Annotated in this window: 17 protein-coding genes and 3 pseudogenes; 9 read left to right on the forward strand and 11 right to left on the reverse strand. The window is 69.1% G+C overall.

Annotation, left to right across the window (positions count from 1 at the left end; all coding sequences use genetic code 11):
* Positions 1 to 210: 210 nt before the first annotated feature.
* A pseudogene (locus DEP02_RS09085) lies at positions 211 to 1,158 on the reverse strand (mobilization protein); the annotation flags it as partial.
* Here DEP02_RS09085 and DEP02_RS09090 point away from each other — a divergent pair.
* A complete protein-coding gene (locus DEP02_RS09090) occupies positions 1,102 to 1,911 on the forward strand; it encodes a site-specific integrase (protein WP_438947737.1) in 810 nt (269 codons plus the stop codon). The pseudogene DEP02_RS09085 and the gene DEP02_RS09090 sit on opposite strands and share 57 nt — an antisense overlap.
* Before the next feature lie 291 nt (positions 1,912 to 2,202).
* On the opposite strand, the gene DEP02_RS09095 is transcribed toward DEP02_RS09090, so the two are convergent.
* The 4 genes from DEP02_RS09095 to DEP02_RS09110 all read right to left on the reverse strand — a co-directional run bounded on the left by DEP02_RS09095 (position 2,203) and on the right by DEP02_RS09110 (position 7,116).
* Positions 2,203 to 2,649 (reverse strand): PIN domain-containing protein, encoded by a 447-nt coding sequence (locus DEP02_RS09095; RefSeq protein WP_112466838.1) that lies wholly within the window; start codon positions 2,647 to 2,649, stop codon positions 2,203 to 2,205.
* Positions 2,646 to 2,912 (reverse strand): hypothetical protein, encoded by a 267-nt coding sequence (locus DEP02_RS09100; protein ID WP_112466839.1) that lies wholly within the window; start codon positions 2,910 to 2,912, stop codon positions 2,646 to 2,648. The genes DEP02_RS09095 and DEP02_RS09100 overlap by 4 nt, the downstream gene beginning before the upstream one ends.
* 117 nt (positions 2,913 to 3,029) lie before the next feature.
* Positions 3,030 to 3,923, reverse strand: coding sequence for a phosphorothioated DNA-binding restriction endonuclease (locus tag DEP02_RS09105; RefSeq protein WP_112466840.1), 894 nt, complete (start codon positions 3,921 to 3,923; stop codon positions 3,030 to 3,032).
* A gap of 478 nt (positions 3,924 to 4,401) precedes the next feature.
* A complete protein-coding gene (locus DEP02_RS09110; protein ID WP_112466841.1) occupies positions 4,402 to 7,116 on the reverse strand; it encodes an ADP-ribosylglycohydrolase family protein in 2,715 nt (904 codons plus the stop codon).
* A 613-nt stretch (positions 7,117 to 7,729) separates the two neighbouring features.
* Here DEP02_RS09110 and DEP02_RS09115 point away from each other — a divergent pair.
* The 3 genes and pseudogenes from DEP02_RS09115 to DEP02_RS09125 all read left to right on the forward strand — a co-directional run bounded on the left by DEP02_RS09115 (position 7,730) and on the right by DEP02_RS09125 (position 9,707).
* Positions 7,730 to 8,257 carry a DUF6584 family protein gene (locus tag DEP02_RS09115; protein ID WP_112466842.1) on the forward strand — a complete coding sequence of 176 codons (528 nt, stop codon included), beginning with the start codon at positions 7,730 to 7,732 and terminating at the stop codon, positions 8,255 to 8,257.
* Positions 8,258 to 8,358: 101 nt separating this feature from the next.
* Positions 8,359 to 9,123 (forward strand): annotated as a pseudogene (locus DEP02_RS09120) (transposase); the annotation flags it as partial.
* A gap of 137 nt (positions 9,124 to 9,260) precedes the next feature.
* Positions 9,261 to 9,707 carry a DUF6086 family protein gene (locus tag DEP02_RS09125; RefSeq protein WP_157977390.1) on the forward strand — a complete coding sequence of 149 codons (447 nt, stop codon included), beginning with the start codon at positions 9,261 to 9,263 and terminating at the stop codon, positions 9,705 to 9,707.
* On the opposite strand, the gene DEP02_RS34505 is transcribed toward DEP02_RS09125, so the two are convergent.
* The gene (locus DEP02_RS34505) at positions 9,655 to 10,770 is read right to left on the reverse strand and encodes a fibronectin type III domain-containing protein (RefSeq protein WP_232839033.1); all 1,116 of its coding nucleotides are present in this window, start codon (positions 10,768 to 10,770) and stop codon (positions 9,655 to 9,657) included. The genes DEP02_RS09125 and DEP02_RS34505 overlap by 53 nt on opposite strands.
* A gap of 520 nt (positions 10,771 to 11,290) precedes the next feature.
* Complete coding sequence (locus tag DEP02_RS35460; RefSeq protein ID WP_332871937.1) at positions 11,291 to 11,773, reverse strand: PA14 domain-containing protein; 483 nt, start codon at positions 11,771 to 11,773, stop codon at positions 11,291 to 11,293.
* Between the two features lie 253 nt (positions 11,774 to 12,026).
* Here DEP02_RS35460 and DEP02_RS09140 point away from each other — a divergent pair, with 253 nt between their 5' ends.
* Entirely contained in the window at positions 12,027 to 14,234 is a 2,208-nt protein-coding gene (locus DEP02_RS09140; RefSeq protein ID WP_198668359.1) for a multicopper oxidase family protein, read from the forward strand.
* Positions 14,235 to 14,238: 4 nt separating this feature from the next.
* Here DEP02_RS09140 and DEP02_RS09145 read toward each other — a convergent pair whose 3' ends face one another.
* Positions 14,239 to 14,481 (reverse strand): hypothetical protein, encoded by a 243-nt coding sequence (locus tag DEP02_RS09145; RefSeq protein ID WP_157977391.1) that lies wholly within the window; start codon positions 14,479 to 14,481, stop codon positions 14,239 to 14,241.
* A 1,157-nt stretch (positions 14,482 to 15,638) separates the two neighbouring features.
* Positions 15,639 to 16,244, reverse strand: coding sequence for an organomercurial lyase (merB, locus tag DEP02_RS09150; protein ID WP_232839029.1), 606 nt, complete (start codon positions 16,242 to 16,244; stop codon positions 15,639 to 15,641).
* Positions 16,245 to 16,437: 193 nt separating this feature from the next.
* Here merB and DEP02_RS09155 point away from each other — a divergent pair, with 193 nt between their 5' ends.
* The gene (locus DEP02_RS09155) at positions 16,438 to 17,283 is read left to right on the forward strand and encodes an AraC family transcriptional regulator (protein ID WP_112466864.1); all 846 of its coding nucleotides are present in this window, start codon (positions 16,438 to 16,440) and stop codon (positions 17,281 to 17,283) included.
* 50 nt (positions 17,284 to 17,333) lie between these two features.
* On the opposite strand, the pseudogene DEP02_RS09160 reads toward DEP02_RS09155, so the two are convergent.
* A pseudogene (locus DEP02_RS09160) lies at positions 17,334 to 18,128 on the reverse strand (transposase); the annotation flags it as partial.
* A 52-nt stretch (positions 18,129 to 18,180) separates the two neighbouring features.
* On the opposite strand from DEP02_RS09160, the gene DEP02_RS33305 reads away from it, so the two are divergent.
* A complete protein-coding gene (locus DEP02_RS33305; RefSeq protein ID WP_157977392.1) occupies positions 18,181 to 18,348 on the forward strand; it encodes a hypothetical protein in 168 nt (55 codons plus the stop codon).
* 90 nt (positions 18,349 to 18,438) lie between these two features.
* Entirely contained in the window at positions 18,439 to 19,044 is a 606-nt protein-coding gene (locus DEP02_RS09170; RefSeq protein ID WP_112466847.1) for an ankyrin repeat domain-containing protein, read from the forward strand.
* Positions 19,045 to 19,510: 466 nt separating this feature from the next.
* Here the strand turns inward: DEP02_RS09170 and DEP02_RS09175 are convergent, their stop codons facing one another.
* On the reverse strand, positions 19,511 to 20,323 hold the full coding sequence (locus tag DEP02_RS09175; protein WP_112466848.1) for a maleylpyruvate isomerase family mycothiol-dependent enzyme: 813 nt from the start codon (positions 20,321 to 20,323) through the stop codon (positions 19,511 to 19,513).
* Between the two features lie 584 nt (positions 20,324 to 20,907).
* Here DEP02_RS09175 and gvpJ point away from each other — a divergent pair.
* Positions 20,908 to 21,318: a gas vesicle protein GvpJ gene (gene gvpJ, locus DEP02_RS09180; protein WP_112466849.1), complete on the forward strand. Its 411-nt coding sequence runs from the start codon at positions 20,908 to 20,910 to the stop codon at positions 21,316 to 21,318.
* The last annotated feature ends 179 nt before the right edge of the window (positions 21,319 to 21,497 follow it).

The raw sequence follows: 21,497 nt of genomic DNA on the forward strand, positions 1-21,497 counted from the left end.
CGACATCCATGACGCCTTCCTGCAGTTGGCTGTCTGCCTCATCCTGCACCGGCGCGTCCGAGCACTCTGTTAGGACCTCTAAAGCGAGCCTGCGGCGACGAGAGATGGGCCTTGAACGAACCTCACAACTCGAAGCGGCGGCGGGGCCGACCGCTCCCGCTGGGAGGCTCTGGAACTGCTCACCCCCAGAGGGTGTCCGTGCGGTCGTGATCAACGCCGTCGTGCCTGTGGCGGCTGCTGTGCTGGGACGGCTGCCGCCGTGTGGTCTGGAGCGTCGGGCCGCTGTGCTGCGCGGCCGACTCGTGCTGTGCTGCGGGCCTGTGCTGCGCGGGCTCGTGCGCTGGGTGCCGGCCTTGCGGTGAGGCGTTGGATGCGCCAGGTCAGGACTCGTGCGGGGTGGCGGGTGTCGTCCAGGGTGCGCTGGTCGGCGACTGTCTGGAGGAGCCGCTCCGGGTCGTGTCCAGCTGCTTCTGCCTCGGCGGGGGCGGCGGTCAGAGCCTCGAAGGCGGGGTCTTCGGTGATCTGCTCAGCGTGCTCGGGCACGACCTGGCGTAGGCGGCGGATCTGCCGTTGCACGGCCTGCTGGGGCGGTTGTCGCTGGGCGAGAGCGGCCAGCGGAGCAGTGGCTACTTGGTCGTAGGCGGCCTGGAGGTGGAGCAGGGTCTGGTGGGCGGCGGCGACTTGCTGGTCGTGGTGGCGGAGCTGGTGCCAGCGGGCGGTGGCGATGACGACGAGGATCGCGGCGTCGAGGAACATCGCCACGAGGGCACCGTCCGTGGGAATGGGCTCGCGGAGCATGGTTCGTACGGCGCTGCGCAGGGCGCGGGCGTGGTGGTGTTCGGCCTGGATGCGGGAGCGGGTGGCGCGTTCGAACGCGGTCGCTGCTTCTCGGAGTTGGGGTCGCAGGGGCTGGGGTGCGAGGAGGGGGAGGGCGTCGAGGGCTTCGCCGAAGGCGGCGAGGTGGGCCTGGGAGGCTCGGTCGTCGCTCTGGTCGAGGTGATGAGGGATGCGCTCGGTGGCGGCGGTGGCCTGGTGCCAGGGATTGGGGCGGCGTTGGCCCGGCTTGCCGGTGGGCTGCGGGTCGATGGCCTTCAGTCGTTCTTGGATCTTCGGGAAGGACAAGTCCGGAGCGAGTCCGGAGCCGGAGTACCAAATGGGGCCGCTGGCCTCGCCCTGTACGCGCTGTTCCACCTGATCGCGTTCCGAGGGCTGCGACGGGGCGAGGCATGCGGGCAGAAATGTACCGACACCAACCTGAACGCCGGTCTCATCACCGTTGCTAAACAACTCGTCGTGGACGGCTGGGAGGTGTACGAGGACGACCCCAAGACCGATGCCGGCGCGCGGACCGTCGCGCTGGACTCCGACACGGTCCAGGCGCTCAAGCGGCACCGTGTCCAGCAGGACAAGGACCGCGAAGAGTGGGGGAGCGCCTGGGTGGAGACCGGCCGCGTCTTCACCAAGGAAAACGGCGAGATGCTCCACCCCGCCAACGTCACACGGCGGTTCGTCGAGCTGTACGAGGAGATCGACCTACCGCCGGTCCGGCTCCACGATCTGCGTCACGGCGCGGCAACGCTGGCCCACGCGGCCGGTGCCGACCTGAAGGACATCCAGGAGATGCTCGGCCACTCCTCGATCACCATCACGGCCGACACGTATACGAGCCTGCTCCCCGAGGCGGACCTGGCGATCGCCGAGGCCGCAGCCCGGCTTGTACCGCGCGCCCGCGTCACCTCCGAGAACACCGTTCCTGAAGCGGCACCCGACCCCGAGGGCGAGGAGGAGCCCGACGCGGAATCCGTGCCGAACGGTGCTGATCCGTTGGGAGATATTTCGGAGATCAACTCTCCGTCCGCTCACGCACCGCTCACGCAAACGGCCCCGGACGAGGAGTCCGAGGCCGAATAGAGTGCCTCCCTGGGGAAGAAACCCCAGGTCAGGGCGGTAATGCGTTGTGCCCCCGGCAGGATTCGAACCTGCGACACCCGCTTGAGGAGTTTTCCCGGAGCGGGGCTGTGACCTGCGGAGACGTGGGCCGCAGGGTGTCTGACCAGGGGAAGGACTCCTCAGCGGTTCTCACGTGTTCACGGTGCTTCCCGTCCTCATGGGTGCTGAATGCGTGCCGGTGGACGCCGTCCGGCGAAGGCATGGGTTGCTCGGGGAGCCGGTGAGCGGCCGGAGTGAGGGGCGGGTGTCTCCTCAGACTTTCTCGACTCGCACGGGGTGGCCCGCGAGGAGTTGGTTCATGTCGTCGGTGTCGGAGGTGAAGACGGTTGCCTGGGCTCCCTGTGCGGCTTCCCGTCCGGCCACAGCGGCCAGGATGGCGTCGAGGGCGTACTTGTGTCCGTGCAGGCCGGCTGCCTTCAGCATGTCGCGTGCCATGGCGGTCACCTGGTCGTCCGTGTGCACGATGCGGATCCGGGACAGCGTCCAGTTCCACAGTGCCTGCCTGGACGCTTCGCGCGGGTCCCATGCTTCCAGGGTCGTGAGCGCCGAGGTGACGATCGGGATGTCGAGCCGCGGGGCCGTCTTGATCAGCGCGGCCATCTCCCGGTCGCCCTGGACCGCCTTGGAGAGGGCCTCGGAGTCGAACACGAAGACGCGCTGGCGCGGCCGGTGCAGTTTCGCTCGGGCGGTGCGGCTCACGCGGCCTCGTCCGAAGCCGATTGCTGCTCGTCGTGCCAGCCGTCGATGGCGGCGATGCGCTCCAGCGCTGCCTGCTGCTCGTCGTCCGTCACGGCGCCGTGCTCTTCCTCGAGCCGGTCGGCCAACTCGCGCAGTCGGTCCATGGCGTCCTGGTGTGCGGCGGCGGCCGCGATGTAGCCGGACACCCCGCGTGCGTCGACGCGCTCCTTGATCGATTCCACCAGCTCTTCCGGCACGGTGATGGTGATCTTCCGGGTTGCCATACTTCGAGTATGCCATGTTCTGTGCGGTGCGGCCCGACCTTTCCTCACGCGACCGTGCCCATCTTTCAGGTCGAACGTACGTTCTGTGAAGGGGGTGTCCCATGAGGGCTGCAGCGGTCAGGCAGTCGTAGCGGGGCGCGGCTCGCCGTGGAAGACCTGACGGGTGTGCCAGTCGCGGTGAGCGGCGGCAACAGGGCGCGCGCCGGGCTGTGGGCCGACGAGTGGACGGCCCGCGAGGGCTATGACGTGCGCGCGGGCGGCTGCGCTGTGGCCGACGAAGCGCTGTGAGACCAGGATGCGGTGGCCGTCTCCCACACCGAGGACACCCTTGTCGAAGAGCTTGTGGTGCAGCGAGCACAGGCACAGCCCGTTCTCGATGTCGTCCGGGCCGCCGAACGCCCACCAGCGCACGTGGGCGGTCTCCAGCCCGACTGGCACCGCGCCGATCCTGCCGTCGTAACCGCAGAAGGCGCACCGGTACTCGTAGGCGGTCAGTACCAGCTCCCGCATCCGCGGGTCCCGCCGCCTGCGTGCCGTCGAGAGCTGCTCGGTCTCCGCCGGCTCCAGTTCCAGGCCGACGGCTTCGCACAGTTCGCTGTGGAGGGAGGGTGGGAAGTGCAGGTCGAGCAGCAATCGTGCGATTCTGCCGAGCAGTTGCGGTTCACGTCGCAGCGCCGCTCTCAAGTCCGGCGCGAGTCGTCCGGTGGCGCCCGTCTCCCGTAGGTCCCGAACCCCACTTCCGGGGCTGCCAGGCCCGCGATCGGTGCGCACTTCCCATACGCCGTCGCTGACCAGGTGATGGAAGGGGTAGGCGGGCGTCGTCTTGTTGGGCGGGCCGTACTCGGTCAGCAGGCGCTGCAGGTCCTGCTCCACCGCGGTGTATTGCAGATCGCCGTCGGCGTCCTCCTGGAACCGGCCGAGAGCGTACAGGAGCAGCAGCGGCTTGTGCGGAGCGCGAGTCCCACTCCTGGTCCACTGCCTCAGCTTCGCGATCCGTTCCAGCCAGTCCATGGCGGCTGATCGTAGACGGGCCTTCTCAGGCACATGGCATGGGCGGGGTTGGAAAGCCCCACCTCTGCCCGCAGCCGCACGCGTGCCATATGCGTACCGCGAGTACGAAGGCCCTCCCGTCCGCCGGACGGAAGGGCCTCTGACCAGGCGTTTTGCTGTGCCCCCGGCAGGATTCGAACCTGCGACACCCGCTTTAGGAGTTTTCCCTGGGCGGGGCTGTGACCTGCGGAAACGTCTGCTGATAGCTGTCTGGCCTGGGAAAACTCTCCTCAGCGGTTCTCACGTGTTCGCGGAGTTTCCCGGCCTCATGTGTGCCGAATGCGTTCTGGCCGGCCCCTCACTCGGGCAGGCGGTCAAGGGGCGTGCGGGGCGTTTCCCTTGCGTAGATGAGGTGGCCTGCGGGCGGGTGCAGCGTGGTGCAGTAGGCGAGGAGCTGGTCAAGGTCGGCCTCGGGGAAGCCCTCAGGGCGCTCGGCGGATCACCAGCCGGGGTAGCGGTCCCACCAGTGCGGGTCCCAGCCTCCTCCGTACCCGCCGCCGCTGGGAGAGTCGACGATCTGGGCGACGAGGTCGCGGGCCAGGGTGTCGAGCACCCAGGCCAGTTCATGGCGGCTCACCAGGTCGACGGGCAGCGCCTCCGCGCCGTGTACCGCTCCGAGCAGCGCCCCGGTCACGCAGGCCACCGAGTCGCCGTCCGGCGCTCCGGCGGCGAAGCGCAGGGCGGCGTCCACCTGGTCCCGCTCCGGGAAGGACGCGGCGACGTACAGGCCGCCGAGCAGTGCCGAGGGCGCGGTGGCGTTCGGAGCGAGGTGGGCGAGCCGCTTCGGGTTGGCGGGATGCCGGTCGGCCTGTTCAAGTGCCTTGGTGAGCTGTTCGAGTTCCTCGGTGGTCAGGTTGGGGTCGGCGTCGGGAAGCGTGTGGATGGCGTCCCTCAGGGCTTGGTGCACATGCGGCTGCCCGGCGAACAGGGCCTCCTGCGCCTTGGGAGTGCTGGTCAGGCAGTGGGCGAGCAGCACGGTCGCGTGGGCGGCGGCGGACTGGGCGGCCGGGTCGCCGTGGGTGAGGGCGGCGATCTCGCGGGCCTGCGACGCCCCGTACTCCGGGCCTCTCCCGGCAAAAACCACGGCGACGGGGAGGGTACGGGTGAGCGCATGGCAGCCGCGGCTGGTCGTCGTCGGCTTCTCCGCGGTGCCCTGCTCGATCTTGGACAGGGCGGCCACGGTCGCCGGTGCCGAACCTCGCCGCTGTGCCAGCACGGGCACCTGGGCGAGCCAGCCGTCGGGCCACCGCTCGTCACCAGCCGTGACCCAGCGGCGCCGCATCCGCTCCACCTCTATGCCCTGCAGGGCGGACCACCGGCCGTAGGCATGCCATATCACCGACGGAGGGTGGCAGATGCCCTTGTGGTCACCACGTACGAGAGCGCGGATCGTACCTTCGGCGGTGAAGCAGGCCAGCTGGGTGCTGACCCCGGCCCGCAACGTACCCTCGGCCGGCAGCTTGCCCCGGGCCGCGCCCAGCGTGTCGCCCACCGCCAGCCCGAGCAGCAACCCGCGCACCCGCGAGGCCGCCCACTTCTCCTGCAGGAACTCGGTCTGCCGCTCCGGCTCCGCGTCGCGCTCCTCCCGTACTTCCTCGACCTCTCCCGGCCGGCGCACCGAAGAGGTGCCGCCGCCGGCCGCCGGGGTGGCCAATGCGTGCACCGCATCGTGCAGTTCGGGGTGCGCCGACAGCTGCCAGCCGTGCAGCAGCACCTCACGCAGGTTGGACAGTGCGGTCTCGGTGTCGATCCCGGTGGCCAGGTGGCTGTAGACGGCGGCGACGGCGGGGGTGCGGCTCTGCCCGGCGGCGCAGTGCAGCAGGACCCGCTTGCCCTCCCGACGCAGCCGCAGCACCTCGCGGGCGGCCTGGTCGACGACGTAGTGGAGGTTGGCGTTGTTCCCGTCGCTGTCCACCAGCCAGACGCGCACGTGCTCGGCATCGGCACCGGGCAGGACGGGGTCCGTGCCCATGCGGCACAGCGACACCACCGCGTCGACGTCGACCGGCTCACCGCCCTGGAGCAGGGCGAGGTTGCCCAGCACCACCCCGGGGTCGTGCGGGTGGGGGATGGCGAAGCCGCGGGGCGCACCGGCCGGAGCGGGCACGCGGGCGGCCGAGGGCCAGCCTGCGGCGTCGTCGCTCCCGCCGCGGGCGGTGAGCACTGCCAGCCGGACCAGGTCGGCCTGCCGGTGGCCGGGCCAGCCGTGGACAGCCTGCTGCCACTGCAGCGGGATGCCGGAGCAGCCCCAGCGCGCGCCGAGCAGGGCGCCGGCGATCGCCGCGACGGTGTCGGTGTCCGTCCCGGCCCGGACCGCCGCCTCCAGGGCGAGAGACAGGTGCTGGGTGGGGAAGCTGCCCCCGGCGGGGTTCAGCTCGGGAACGGGCGTGCGCGCGATGGCCGACCAAGCGGCCTGGAACGCGTGAACGACCCAGCCGTTGTTGCCGAAGTGGTGCGGGGGGTGGGCCTCCGCCTCGTCCAGCCGCTCGGCCCACAGGGCTCGGCGCTCCGCGGGGAGCAGGTCCAGTCCGGCGCGTACGCCGTCGAAGGTGCCCTCCAGCACCGCGGTACGGATACCGGAGCACCACAGCACGCAGGCGTCGGCGCAGTCGGGATCGGGGTGGGTGAGCGCGCTGACCGCGACGGCCGCCTCGGCCATCTCCGCGGCGTCGCCCAGGTGGGCGAGGGCGACGATCCCGGTACGCATCAGTGAGCCATTGCCGGCGCTGTTCGCCTTGGCGGCAGTGAAGCTGCGGGCGACCTCCAGCATGGCCGCGCCCGGAGTTCCGGGCGCACGGCCGGCGGCATTCAGAACAGCTTTGGTCTGGTTCCCGACATCACTGGCGCCCTCCCTCAGCCAGCGCTGGAAGTTCGCCGCGATCGCGTCGAGGGCCTCGGGGGCGCGCAGATCGGCTCCGGTCGCCGCTACATCGGCGATGCACACCTGCATCTGGGTGTCGTCGGAGTACTCGCCGGGCTCGTACGGCCCCAGCCCGCCGCCGATCATCTGCGGCTGCTGGTCCTCGCGCAGCCTTGCCGCGAACTCGTAGGGCACGCCCAACGCGTCGCCCACGGCTGCCCCGAGCAGTACGCCGGCGGCCCGGTCGATGCCCAGGGAGTCCAAGTAGGGCTGGGGTTTACGGGCGTGGACCATGAGGCCTCCATGTGGTGCGGCGGCGCACGTTCATGAGCCGGGCAGTGGCGGGCGGGCAGCGATTCTAGGCGTGAGCAGTCGGGGGTGGCACAGCCGCAACCGGCAGGCTGAAGAAGTCGGCTCATCGGCGGCCTGGTGCTGCGCCGGATTGACACGACACCTCGATTATCGTCAAGGAGACGATAGTGAGTGCTTGTCAGGACGGGCGGCAAAGGGGTTCACGGCAGTACTCGTGTGGCGAACTCGCCCGGTCGAACGGCGAGGGAGGCCACATCGACCGATGGGCAGCCGCTCACCGACCTCGTGGCCGTGTCTCCGCAGGGGCTCGACCGGGGAGTGTGCCGAGTCGTGATTGGTATGCGGGATGTGCCTTCGCGGCACGGTCCGGTCCGGTGGAGCGTCTTACTCGACGCGAGTGCAACTGAGCAACCAAGGTTGGGAGTTAACCGATCGCACCTGCCGATCGCCGAGTACGGCCCGTACCCCGAGCGGCTGCCCCGTGACTGGCGGTGTCCCGTCTCGGTGAGGTTCAGCCGATGCCGTCAGGAGCGAGCGAGTGCCGAGCGGCGAAACCAGGTCGACGTAGGTCAGTGCGGTACCCGATCATGCGTTCATGCCCCTGGAAGAGACTCTTGCCCGAGCCGATGCAGACCTGGCCGCCGGCCGGGTTCCCGTCGCGCGCCAGCGCCTGCGCGGTCTCATCTCGTCCTTCCCGCACGACCTGACGCTCCGCCGTCGTCTGGCCGAGGTGTACCGGCTCTACGGCGACGCCGCCGAGGCCGGACGCTGGATGTACCTCGAAGAGGACCGGAACGCCGACGAGACCGCTGCCTTCGAGGCCCGGTACGGGTCTCCCGGGTGGCGGATGAAGGCCCTCGCCTGGCAGGGCCCCGAGGCGAAGGCCGCCACCGCTTTCGCGGAGGGGCAGTTGGTCGCGGTGCGGACCGCCTGTGCCGAGGAGTTGGGGCACCCCGTCGACTGGGACGACCCCGCCTCCTACCGGGACGACCTGGCAGGGGGGCACGAGGCGCCCTCCGAGCCGTGGACGGTCGGCGGTGTGCTGGCGGGCGTCGGCTGCCTGGTGGCGGCCTTCGTGTTCCTCGCGATCTGGGTGAATGGACTCGTTGCCCTCTTCGACTGACTCGGTTCACCGGGGCTGGTGGGGAGCGCCGTTCGAGGTTCGGTGAGGCCGTCCGGAACCGCCGTGAACGGGACCCCGGTGACGAGTGAAATGATCTCGCGGTGTCTGGTGTGATCAAGGCTTCGGAGCCGCCCTGGACAGCCCCGTTCACCGGGCTGAGCACCCGCCTGTTCGGCAAGCCGGTGACCGTACTGCGGCGCGAGGGCGCTGATGCGGTCCGGAGGGGCCGACCGTGGAGTCTCCCGCTGGAGGACCGGGTCCTGCCGGCCGTGACGTACTGACGCACGAACTTGACGATGCGCCGGCTCGCCCCGCTCTTCGGGGTGTCCAAGTCGGCAGCGGACCGCATCATCGACCACCTCGGGCCGATGCTCGCGCTCCGACCCCGCAGGCGGTTCGCCAAGGACACCGTGCTCGTCGTGGACGGCACCCTGGTCCCCACCCGGGACCACGCGGTGGCGGAGCAGCCCAAGAACTACCGCTGATCGACCAACCACCAGGTCGTCATCGACGCCGACACCCGCCTGGTCGTCGTGGTCGGCCGGCCCCTGCCCGGCAACCGCAACGACCGCAAGGCATGGGAGGAATCCGGCGCCGAAGCAGCCATCGGCAGAACACTCACGATCGCCGACGGCGGCTGTCCCGGCACCGGGCTCGTCATGCCCCACCGTCGACGCAAGGGCGAAGACCTTCCGGACCGGAAGGAAGCACACAACAAGTCCTACAAGCAGGTCCGCGCCCGCGTCGAGCACGTCTTCGCGCACATGAAGACCTGCAAGACCCTTCGCCACTGCCGCCTCGGAAGCGACGGAGTCCACCACGCCATGCCGGGCACTGCCCGGGTGCACCACCTCACCCTCGCCGGACAGACGAGAGGCTCGTACGACGGCCAAGCACTCCCGAGGCAGCTCGGAGATCATTTGCGGAACAGCTTTCAGCCAGGTGTCTGCCGCCCATACGGTCTTCTGCTCTGTGCCGAGGCCTCTGAGCAGGAGGAACGACGATGAGCATGTACTTCGACATCGGTGATGAGACACTGTGGAACCCGTCGAACGGTGTCGGCCGCCTCTTCCTGCGGCAGGTCGAGGTCTTCGAAGTGGAACTTGAACTGCCCTCAGGAATCGGCCAGGACAAGTACAGGGGCGACCCGGACACACTTGAGGTCGATCCGGTCGTGTACGAGGAGTTCACACGCAAGCTGGTCACCTGGCACTGCCGCACGGGCCACTCCGTGATGCTCGCTCTCTCGGAAGGGTTCGTGGCGACGGCGGTCGCGCTTGCGCGGCGCGCGGGAATCGAGGTGGAGATGTCCGGACCGGGAGCCGGACATGTGCCTGGTGGCGTCCAGCGCGACGTGCAGGTTCCCGGTGATCCCCGTGTCACGTCGGCCGCTGTCGTCACCGCCCTGGACGCGCGGGCGCAGGAGATGGACCACTGGACGGCTCACTGAACGAGTCCACCCGAGCGGGGAACGGCGCCTCCTCCATCCCGGTGCCGGCCGACCCCCCCCGCCGGAAGCATGGTCGTGACCGATGGCTGCTCTCTGCGGTGGTTACCTCATGGCTCCCGGCCGACCCCGAAGCACCGGCAGGACACCGCGACGTTCCCGCCGGCCTCTTCGCCATGACGCATGACGGCCCGGCGCCGCTTGGCCTCACGGTCGAGCGGCGGCGCGACGGAGCTGGATTTCGGCAGGTGGGTCTCCGCAGTGATCGAAAACCCAGGCGCCGATGATGAGCGTCAGTTCTGGACGGTGGGGACGGGCTGTTCGGCTTCGGCGGGTGTGCTGATCGGGGCGCCGTCACAGCGCCAGCAGGTCCTCGGCCGACGGCCGTGGCGTTGTCCCACTTGTCGACCGCGTAGACCGCGTAGACGTACGACTCGCCGTCCGGGACATTGATGCACAGCGCGGCCGTCGGGTCGTCCTGGCCCAGGACGCAGGTGCCCAGGAACTTGACCGAGCCGTCGGCCTGCCGGACTCCGCGCAGGGCGCGGTAGGAGGCGATGTCGTCCTCCGTCGAGGCGTTCCAGCGCAGCAGCATGCCGTCGGCGCGCGGCGTCGCGGTCAGTCCGGTGACCGGCCGCGGTGCGACACGGTCGGCGGTGGTCACCGTGACGGTGGGGGAGGGAGCGGACTCGTTGCCCTGCCAGTCGGTGAAGACGACACCGTAGGTGTAGGTGGTGTCCAGCTCCCAGCTCTCGTTGTAGCAGACGAACGAGTACTCCTTCCGGCTGGGGTTGAACGTCCCACTCTCCTCGGCGCACCGGACCCGCACCGCGTCCGCGCCGAGCCGGGTGCCCTCGGAGCGCAGCACCGTGAAGTAGGCGTCGTTGATCAGCTCGTCGAGCGTCGGGTGCTCCGGGGCGTTCCAGGTGAGCAGCACCCTGGCCCGGCCCGGCGTCACGTGCAGGTTCACGGGCGCGGCCGGGGCCGCGCGGTCGATGCCGTCGGAGGTGACGGGCTTCGAGTACGGGCCCGGGGTTCCCCGCCGCGTCGAGGGCGCGCACGACATGGGTGTGCGGCGTTTCGTCGTGGCCCACGGAGTGCGTGTACGAGGTGCCGGTGAGTTCCTCCACCAGCGTGTACGAGCCGGTGGCCGGGTTCCTCTCGTACAGCTGGTAGGCGACCGCGTCCGGCACCGCGTTCCAGCCGAGCACCATTCCGTTGAGGTCGCCGTGCGCGGTGAGCCCGGTGGGGGCGGCCGGACCCGTGCGGTCGGGCGTGGTGACGCCCTGGTCGGCGGTGCCGGTGGACTCGTTGCCGGCCTTGTCGATCGCGCGGACCTCGTAGTAGTACGTCTGGCCGGTGGGGGGCGGGGTGTCGGTGTACGCGGTGGAGGTCGTGGTCGCCGGCGGCTCGGCGGGGTACGCGCTGCCCTTGAGGCGGCGGTAGACGCGGTAGCCGGCGAGGTCCATCTCCTTGTTCTTGGACCAGGTGATCTTGGCCTTGCCGGTCGCCGTGCCGTACGTGACGGTGATGCCCTTCGGGGCGCGCGGCTTGACCTTGTCGACGGTGGACGAGGTCCGCGGCGTTTAGCTGAACTTGACGTTGGCGGCGCCGGTCCAGTTGACGAAGTCGATGCGCAGGGTGTGCTTGCCGGGCGGAATGGTGACGTTGACCGTCTTCTTGACCGTCGTCGAGACGTTCTTCCACAGGTTGACCTTGCGGACGCCGTCGAGGTAGACGCGGATGCCGTCACGTGTTTCGACCGGGAAGGCGAAGGGGCCGCCGGAGCCGAAGTCGCGGGTCACCGTCCAGCGGACACCGAAGTGGTCCTTCGGCAGGCCGGAAGCCGGGGCTTTCGTGCCCCAGTTCTGGTCGATCTTGGAGTCGCAGTCGGTCTTCTTCGGCTTGCCGGAGAAGGTGGTGTTCGCGAAGAACTGCCGCTTGTAGACCGGCGAGGCGCAGGTGGTCGCGGCGGAGGCAGGTGTGGCGACGGCGGTGAGCAGGCCGCCCGTGGTGGCGAGCACGAGCGCGGTCGCGGCCGCGGAGGTCGTGCGTCTGGCTGGGTTCATTCGGTCCTCTGGTCAGGCTCGGGACGGCGGACGCGGCCGTCCTGATCACGACTCGCGCGCAGGGGCGTTGGTTGTACGGCCGTGGGGACGTGGGCCGGCGCTCACCCGACGCGACAGTCGGGCCACCAGCCTGACCACCTGCAGAAATCTCCACCTCGAACGAGCCGAAAGGGTCCGTCGGCAAGCTGACGGCTCCTCATGCAAGATCGAGACCAACGCGATCAGGCACACCGAACCCGGGGCCTTGGGATTCATGACCCGCCGGCTGGCGCAATCGCTGGACGAGGCCTTTTGCAGCAACGAATTTTGGTCGTGGCTGCGCCGATGTGCAGCCCGCACGCTGCCCGGGCCCGGCAGCCTGACGACACGCCAGACAGGTTCCACCACGCACGGTGCGCGCGCCCTAACATCCCGTCAGGAAATGATCGAGGCCCTCGGGCTGCAGAAGGCGAGAGAAATGATCGCACGAAGAGACCTTCTCGTGACCGGGGCCGCTGGTGGGGCGGCCCTGGTTCTTCCAAGGCCTGAAGGGGCGATGGCACTCCCCAACGGGACCGCGGTGGCCCCGAGGGCCGGGTCTGCCGGCAAATTCCCAGTCCCCACCCTGGATCCCACGACCGTTCCGAAATACGTCACCAACCTGGTGATTCCGCCGGTGATGCCGAAGGCTCGTCACTCGCAGCGGCACGGCATCGACACGTACGTCATCGGTGTCCGGCAGTTCAGCCAGCAGGTATTGCCGCCCACTCTGCCGTCCACCACTGTGTGGGGATACGGTTCGCTTGAGGACCGCAACACGTTCAACTACCCCTCGTTCAGCATCGAGGCCAGGGTCGACCGGCCTGTCCGGGTCACCTGGGTGAACGACCTTGTCGACAGCCGCGGCCGGTTCCTTCCGCACCTGCTGGCGGTCGACCCCACCCTGCACTGGGCGAACCCGCCGGGCGGCATGGCCGGGCGCGACTCCCGGCCGACCTTCACCTCGACGCCGGGGCCGTATACCGGACCCGTGCCGATCGTCACTCATCTGCACGGTGGGCATTCGACCGAGGAGAGCGACGGCTACACCGAAGCGTGGTACCTGCCACGCGCGAAGAACATTCCTCGCGGATTCGCCACCGTGGGCTCGTTCTACAACGAGTTCCGGGAGGAGTTCGCCCATGCGCACGGCCTGAAGTGGGAGCCGGGTACTGCGACCTTCCAGTACGCCAACGACCAGCGGGCGGCGACCCTCTGGTTCCACGATCACACCCTGGGCATGACCCGGCTCAACGTCTACGCCGGACCCGCCGGGTTCTATCTGCTGCGCGGCGGCGAGTCCGACCTGCCCAAGGGGGTTCTGCCCGGGCCGGCGCCCGCCTTCGGCGATCCGCCGGGCACGCGGTACCACGAGATTCCCCTGGCCATCCAGGACCGCTCGTTCAACTCGGACGGCTCGCTGTTCTACCCCACGAGCCGGGAATTCTTCGACGGGTTCCCGGGGCCGTACATTCCCACCACCGATGTACCTCCCATCTGGAACCCCGAATTCTTCGCCAACACCATGGTGGTCAACGGCCGGACATGGCCGAAGCTCGAGGTCGAACCGCGCCGCTACAGGCTGCGCCTCCTCAACGGGTGCAATGCCCGGTTCCTGATTCTGAAGATCGCGGACAGCCCGACCGCCCGGCCGGCCCAGTCAGCCCTGCCGTTCTGGCAGATCGGCAACGAAGGCGGATTCCTGCCCGCACCGGTGCAACGGGAGCGGCTGCTGTTGGCCAACGCGGAGCGGGCCGATGTCATCGTTGACTTCACCGGGATTCCGGAAGGCACCGAGCTGTACCTCATCAACGAGGGCGCGGACGAACCCTTCGGCCGGGGCGAACCAGGTGTGGACTTCCCCGTGGCGGATCCGGCCACCACCGGTCAGGTGATGAAATTCGTGGTCGGCCCACCGGCGAGTAAGGACACCAGCGTCCCGCCGGATCAGCTCAGACTGCCCAGGACCAGGCCACTCGGCTCGCCGAGCGTCACACGTCGGCTCTCCCTCAACGAGGTGCAATCCAGCAGCCCCCAGGTGCCACCGGGAACGCCGGTCCAGACTTTGCTCGGGACGGTCGACTCCGTCGGCAATCCGGTGTTGCTCGACTGGGCCGATCCGGTCACGGAGAACCCAAGGCTGAACGCGACCGAAACATGGGAGCTGTACAACTTCACGGTGGACGCCCACCCGATCCACATCCATGAGGTGGCGTTCGAGGTGGTGAACCGGCAACCGTTCGACGGGTCACCCATTCCGCCGGAGAGCTGGGAGCGTGGCTTCAAGGACACCGTGATCGCTTATCCGGGAGAAATCACCCGGGTGAAGGCCCGGTTCGACCACCCTGGTCGCTTCGTCTGGCACTGCCACATCGTCGAGCACGAGGACAACGAGATGATGCGGCCGTACCAAATCGGAGGCAGGCGCAAGAAGGACCACTGACGGGTCAGCGCACGTTGTCGGTCACAGCGGTGAAGCCACCACCGAGGCGGTCTACAGCAAACAGCTCCGGCCCATCCGCGCGGACTACGCCGGTGGCGCGGGCGACGTACGACAGGTGGACGCGTACGACGTCGTCCCCGCTCTCGATGCCGAGGGACACGACCTCGACCAGGTCGCCGAGCCGGCGCTGCAGCGCAGCCTGGACGGAGAGTTCGAGGGTGCTCATCAGTTCGGGGCTGGAAGACACTCTCTCAGAGTCCCGAGGCGCGCCTCGGGTGTGCTGCGAGATCAAGAGGCCCTGCCGCCCATTCGGGCGACAGGGCCTTTGACCTGCTATTTCTCTGTGCCCCCGGCAGGATTCGAACCTGCGACACCCGCTTTAGGAGTTTTCCCGGAGCGGGGCTGTGACCTGCGGAGACGTGGGCCGCAGGGTGTCTGACCAGGGGAAGGACTCCTTCGCAGTTCTCACGTGTTCACGGTGCTTCCCGTCCTCATGTGTGCTGAATGCGTGCGGTGGATGTCGTCCGGCCAGGCGCGCGCCTGCCTCACTGCACTCTCACTGGCGCCGACCGTGGCTGATGGTGGCGTCATCGGCCGGTTCCGTTGTCGGTGCTGGTGGCTAGGGTCGCAGTCGCGTGTTCGGCTTCCGGGGTTGTTCCAGCTCTGAAGGGAATGGTTGCATCTTCGGCCTGTCTGAGGCGGCCCGGGAACAGTTCGGGACCCAACCGACGGTCGGGCTTCGGCGATGGCCAAGCGATGACCTGCCGGCGCCGGCCGCGCATCACTTCTCGCCGCGGGTGAAGGCTGGTGTCAGCGGTCAAGTAATTCCCCACGATCTTCATGATCAGCGTCACGTAATTCCCCACCCAGGCTGAGGCCGTGACGGGCCGCCCGATCACCGAGTGTGCGGCTGGTCCGGTCAGTCAAGGGCGCCTTCGGCGGCGCTTCGCGCTGGCCTTACGGCCACCCTGGACAGCCCTGACCAGCCTGAACGACGGTCTGGCTATCGGGCGGCCCGGGAATCTCTGGCGCCCTGGGGATCCCGACGCACGGTCACCGTCCCCATGTCCACGGCGGTCGCGGCGTCAGAGTCCCCCTGGCCCATTACGTGACGTTCGGGGTGGGGAATTGGCTGACCGTCGACAGGCTGGCGCACGCTTTCCAACTGCGTTGGTGCCTGGCTGAGCTGGGTACAGGACCGTTCACCCGCGTCCATCGGGCGGCTGGATCACGCGGCGCGCCTGCTGTGTGGTCCCGTCTGAACGGCCGTGAACGGGACTGGATGAGACGGAAACTGAGACGGGGACGGGGGAGTCTGCCGCTGGATCGAGTGACCTTCTGCCCACTTCGTCGGCTCTTCCGCTCGTCCCATGGCTCGCCCTGGGGCATCAGGCGGATTCAGTCTCAGTCGGGCAGTCCCCAGAAAGAGCCGTGCAGGCCGACTTCTGCGAAGTAGGCGCCGGCAGCGGCGGGGTCGCGGCGGGTGTAACCCGAATCCAGGCGTCCGGTGTACCAGTCACTGGCGAAGTGCCACAGGGTGCCCAGATCCATGACGTAGCCGCGCTCCTGGCCCGTCTTCCGCAGCCAGGTGTCGACGCAGTCGGCAGAGCAGAACAGGCGCTGGTTGCCGCAGGTGTGGACGACGTCGTCCCAGGCCCGGTGCATGGGGGTGAGGAAGTGGGCCACCTGGTCGCCCTTCGGGGGCGCGTCTCGGCCAACCACCCAGGCGTGCGGGGTGTCGCAGGCCGGACAGCGGGTGGCGACCAGGACATCGGGCTCGTCGCGGAGCAGGTGAGGCATGGCGAACGAGTCCCAGGCACAGCCGCCCCACCACAGGGTGTGCGTCCCCATCACGGAGAAGCCGAGCGGCACGGACGCGAACGGGTGGGCCATCACGACCTGGTCGTTGTCCTGCGGGTCCAGGACGACATCGTGACTTCCGTGCAGGGTGCGCAGTTCCTGCCGCACCTGGGCGGGGGCGAGCCCGGTGAGGGCGGCGAGTTCTGGCACGCTCGGAGCACGGCCGGTGCGGGCGAATCCGTGGTAGACGGCCAGGCGGACTCTCTCCGTACCGTGACGGCTCGTCGGTTTTGCTGAAGCGTTCCCGGTCATTCTTGTGATTCCTTCGCTGGTTGCGGCGATGAATCCAGGGTGCGCCTCGAGGAGATCCGGGGCTTGAACGCTCGTGCGGCACAATCGGGACATGACCTCCTCCGCAGAGCGCGCCGCCTACTGGCAGGTTCCCGGGCTTGCCCTGGAGGTCATGGACGCTCGCTTCGAGCACTACGCCTATCCGATGCACGCCCACGACACGTACTCCTTCGGAGTCACCGACAGCGGCGCCCAGTCGTTCGTGTGCAGGGGAGCGCGGCACGTCAGCGCGGTGGGACTGGTCATGGCGTTCAATCCGGACGAGCCCCACGACGGACAGTCCGCCGTCCCCCACGGGTACCGCTACCGGATGCTGCACCTCGGCGAGGACCTTGTCCGGGACGTTCTCGCCGACGCGGCTCCCGGCAGCGCCGGATTGCCGCTCTTCGACACCCCGGTGGTGGACAACCCGGCCCTGGCCCGAGCCGTGGCCCGCCTCCACACCGCGGTCGTCGACAACGCATCCCGATTGGTCGTCGAGGAACACCTCACCGCCGCCGTACTGGCCCTGAGCCGCGATGCCGCCACGCGTCCGGCACGTCTGCCGGACCCGCGGGGCCGGGTGGACCTGACCGCCATGGAACGGGCCCGCAGTCTGCTGAGGCGACGATTCGCCGAGAACATCGCCGCCGATGACCTGGCCCGGGTGGCCGGCTGCAGTCGCTTCGCGCTGTACCGGGGCTTCCGTGCGGCGTACGGTTTTGCCCCCAGCGACTACCAACGCGATCTGCGATTGCGCCGAGCCCGTGCACTCCTGGCCGACGGCACGGCGCCGTCGATGGCAGCAGCCGAGGCCGGCTTCGCCGACCAAGCACATCTCACCCGGTGGTTCACCCGCACCTACGGGATCACCCCGGCCGCCTACCGCACGGCGCTGCACAGCGACGACCACCCATAGCAGAACGCAGCGCGAAGGGTCTGGTCATACCGCTGACGGCGGCTGTCGCGCGGGAGGCCGCTCGGGCCGTCGCAGACCAGCAGCACGTCCGCGACGCCGCGGATCTTGCTCTCGGTGAGGACCCGCAGCCAGTACTTTGCGCCCTCGCCGTTGCCTCCGATCCCCCGGCCGAGGAGGTCGCGGTGGCCCCCGGCGGCGAGGGCCACGGCCATGCAGACCGGCCGGTCGGTCACGTGTCCGTCTCTGCCTCTCACGGTCACGCGGTCGATGAAGACGACCGGGCAGACCGCGTCCGGCGGCCGGTTCTGCCGCTCGACCACGCCGGCTGGCACGCTGGCGGTGATCGTGGAGATCGTCGACTTCGGCACCTCCGCCCCGTAGACCTCGGCCAGGTGCGCGGAGATCTCCCCGCGGGGCGGCCCCTTCGCGGACAACGACAAGACCATCTCGTCCACCCCGCCGAGCCGGCGCTGCCTCTGCTTGACCAGCCAGGGCTCAAAGGCTCCCGCGTGATCTTGGGGGCCTCCGGCTCGACCGGGCCGGCCTCGGTCACCACGGTCTTCGCCCGCCGTCCGTTGCGGCAGTTCTCCCGCCCGCCCTTGGTCCGCTCACCGGGCTCGTGGCCCAGATGGGCGGCCGGCTCGCCCCCGGCGCGGACTCCGGCACCCGCTTGGCCGGCTGCCGCTGGGGGGTGCCCCCTGCGGGGACAGTCCGTCTTCGCCGGCCGGGCCCACTGCGTCGGCCTTCGCCCGCGCCGTCGGCTCGTCCAGCAGCGCGTCGTCCGCAGCTTCGGGCGTCCCCACGGGGGCCTCCTCGGCCTCAGTATCACTCGTCACGTCAGTCATCAACTGTCGTTTTCAGCTGGGGAGTTGCGCCGGCCACCGTACAGACCCGACCATGCTGGATACGGGCGTCACCCTTCGTCCCGGGCTGGCCGAGGCCGTTGACAGGCTCTACGCCGCAGGAACTGATCGCGTCTCTTTGGCTGCGATCAGCGGCGCACAGCGCCGGTTCACCGTCTTCCTCTCGGAAGACCTCACCTGTTGCGTCACCTGCATGGGTTGACCAGCGACCCCATTGTGTCAACCGTTTGTTCTCTGGTGTCGAACCCGGACCGTTTGTCCGTGGGCTTGGACGGCCAGGCATGATCACGACATGGACGGAGTGGAGCAGTTGACACGGGCCGCCAAGGACGGGGAGGCGGCTGTGGTGGCAAGGTTGCTGAGTGCGGGTGCCGGGGTGGATACCCCGAATACGGCTCGGCGTACCGCACTGGATCTCGCGGCGCGGGAGGGACATGCCGAGACCGTCCGCCTGCTCCTTGCGGCGGGGGCAGATCCGCAACAGCAGACGGGTGAGTACGACGAGTCGACGCCGCTGTGCCAGGCGGCGATGCACGGGCACACAGAAGTGGTGAGGGTCCTTCTCGATGCCGGTGCCCCCATCTGTGCCCAGGGCAGGATGGGGCACGTGCCATTGGTGCTGGCAGCGACGTCCGGAGACCAGGGACACCCGCAGACTGTGGACCTGCTTCTGGACCACGGGACGGACATCGATGCGGTGATGAAAGACAAGACATCTCTGGAGTGGGCGGCCCTCTTTGGGCAGGTGCCGATGGTGCACCATCTGCTCGCTCGCGGCGCGACGCCAACGGGGAAGGCGCTGAGGAAGGCACACGAACACGCGAAGCGGTTCCCGAAGGCCGCAGAGCGGTACGCGCTCATCATCGATGCCCTGCATGCCGCTGGTGTCGAGGACTGAACCTCCGGCCGTCCGACCTGGCTGACAAACGGTCCAGGTTCGATGTCAGAGGACACCGTTGTAAGTTGCGTGTTCGCCAGGGCGTCGCCGCTCAGGGACAGCTGTCCGTAATAGCCCTGGTACTCGGGCTTGGGCGTGGCCTGTATCAGCGTCTCATGGAGATCGATCAACTTCTCGTACTGGCGCCGGGCCAGCTCGTTCTTGACGGGCATCCTGCACAGCTCCCCACCATCCGCGCGCACAGCACGTGTGCTGCAAGCCCGGAGGCCCTCCCGTCTGCCGGACGGAAGGGCCTCTGACCAGGTACTTCTCTGTGCCCCCGGCAGGATTCGAACCTGCGACACCCTCATTGGATCTGCACCCAAGTCAGTTCCACAGGCGGTGTCCTCCCTGCGGACTCTCGTCGGCAGCTGCCTGCACCCGACATCGCCGGCCGGCCACATGTGGCGGTGCGCTGCCGCTGCGGTCAGGGCGCCTTGAAGAGAGCCGGGAAGCGGGGAGCGAGCCAGAGCTTGCGGCCCCAGGCGAAGACACGGCCCTGGGCTACGGCACTCCACTGGTCGCGGCGGCCGAGTGCCATCAGGAGGAAGGTGACCGGCTCGGTGAGGATGGTGCAGTCCGGGCGGTTCGGTGGCTGCGAGCCGACAGACACCGCGCCGTTGGCTACTGTCACGCCGAATCGGGCACCACCCCACAAGCGGATTGAGTAGCGGGCGGTCAGCCCGGCGGTGCGGGCGGTGTCGGTCACTCGTGGCATGGCCGTGATCAGGAACGGCAGGGTCAACTCGACCCGGGCCCGATCGATCATGTGTGGACGGCCCAGTGCACGGGCGAGATCGTAACCGTGGCCAAGCATGTGCGTGAGCAGGTACGACCCCAGTACATGCGGACCCATCGGACCCAGCGGGGTGACGACGGTTCCTTCCGCGGCACCCTCGTCCAGCGCCTTCAGGCAGGCATCGGCCTGCGCCACGATCATCGCGGCCAGCGGCTCGGCCCCACGCTCGTCGAACTCGGCGAGCGCTCGCTCATTGGCCGCGGCGAGGCTCTGCGGCGTGCCGTCTCCGTAACTGCGTGCGCGTCCTGCCGCGATATCGGCCATCAGTTCGTTGGCCTGCGCCAGATGCGCTGCCGCCTCCCCGACGTTCCACTCCGACCCGGGTACCGGAAGTCTCATGTCGGCGCCCCGGCGCAGCAGCGCGGCGATTTCCTCGGCGGTATCGCGTACGGCCGCACCAAGCCCCTCGGGCAGAGGGTCCCGCACGTCCTGCCCAGCCACTGATTCCACGCTGTTGCCATCCTTGGTCTCGTGCCCGTGCCGGACGTGTGCGCAACCGAGTGGCGAACGCGTTACGGATCACCCGGAGTCCAGAAGACCAGGCAACGGAGGCTGCGACAAGACCCTGAGCAGGCTGCCTCTGGTCGGCCGGTACAACAGGATGCTCGGGCGGATCTCCGGCCGGCCGACGTGGCCGCAGGCATGCGGGCAGGGCACCCACTTCCAGGGCCGGGCGTGGGGCGCGCTGGGACTCGCGGGAGCGGTCGGGGTCGCGGCGGTCGCGCGGCGCCGTTCGACGCGGATCGTGGCGGCCTTGAGGCCGGCGGCGTCTTCGATCTCGCGGGCGGTGCGGAGGGGCGGGGCTCCGGTTCTGGGGCCGGGCGCTCGATGTGGTCACGGGCGAACGTGGCCACGGCCGCCCTGCCGGCCAACGCTGCGCCCTCGTTACCGCACATTTGTTTGATCCGGATGGGTGGGGTTACTTGGTGATGTTCGCTGGTGGCCGTTGCGCCTCGGGCTCTCGTGCGGATGCGGCCGCCGGGCCGGGGCGATGGGCCTGGGGACAGGCGAGGGAGTTGGTCAGGGTGAGTGTGGTGGCAGCGCAGGGAGGGGGCGGGGGAGGTTCCAGTGGCCTGTACGACGTACTGGAGCTGGTTCTCGACCGAGGGTTGGTGATCGACGCGTTCGTGCGGGTCTCCCTGGTCGGAATCGAAATCCTGAAGATCGATGTGCGGGTCGTGGTGGCGAGCGTGGACACCTACCTGCGGTTCGCCGAGGCTTGCAACCGCCTGGACCTGGAGGCAGGGCCGCGCAAGCCGGTCGGACTGCCGGAGATCGTCGGCGGCCGGCTCACCGGTTCCGGCAGTCAGGCCAAGACGAAGGGGGCGCTGTCCGGCGCTGCGCAGGCCGTCTCCGATGTCTTCCAGCAGGCGCGTGACGAGGGCCGCGAGAGGGAGACCGCCCGGCCGCCCCACCGCCGGGATGAGGAACGGTGAGCACCTACGGCTACGGCATCATCCACAGCTCACACCCCCCGATTGCCTGAGCCCACGGCCGGCATCGGCGAGCCGCCACGCCCGGTGCGCCTCCTTCGGGAAGGCGACCTGGCCGCCCGCGTCGGCAGGTCGCGTCGCTTGGGGCGTGCATGCTTCGTGTCATGGCGGTGACGTTGGTA

It is taken from the genome of Streptomyces triticisoli (genome assembly GCF_003270085.1).
In the GTDB taxonomy this organism is placed as follows: Bacteria; Actinomycetota; Actinomycetes; order Streptomycetales; family Streptomycetaceae; genus Streptomyces; species Streptomyces triticisoli.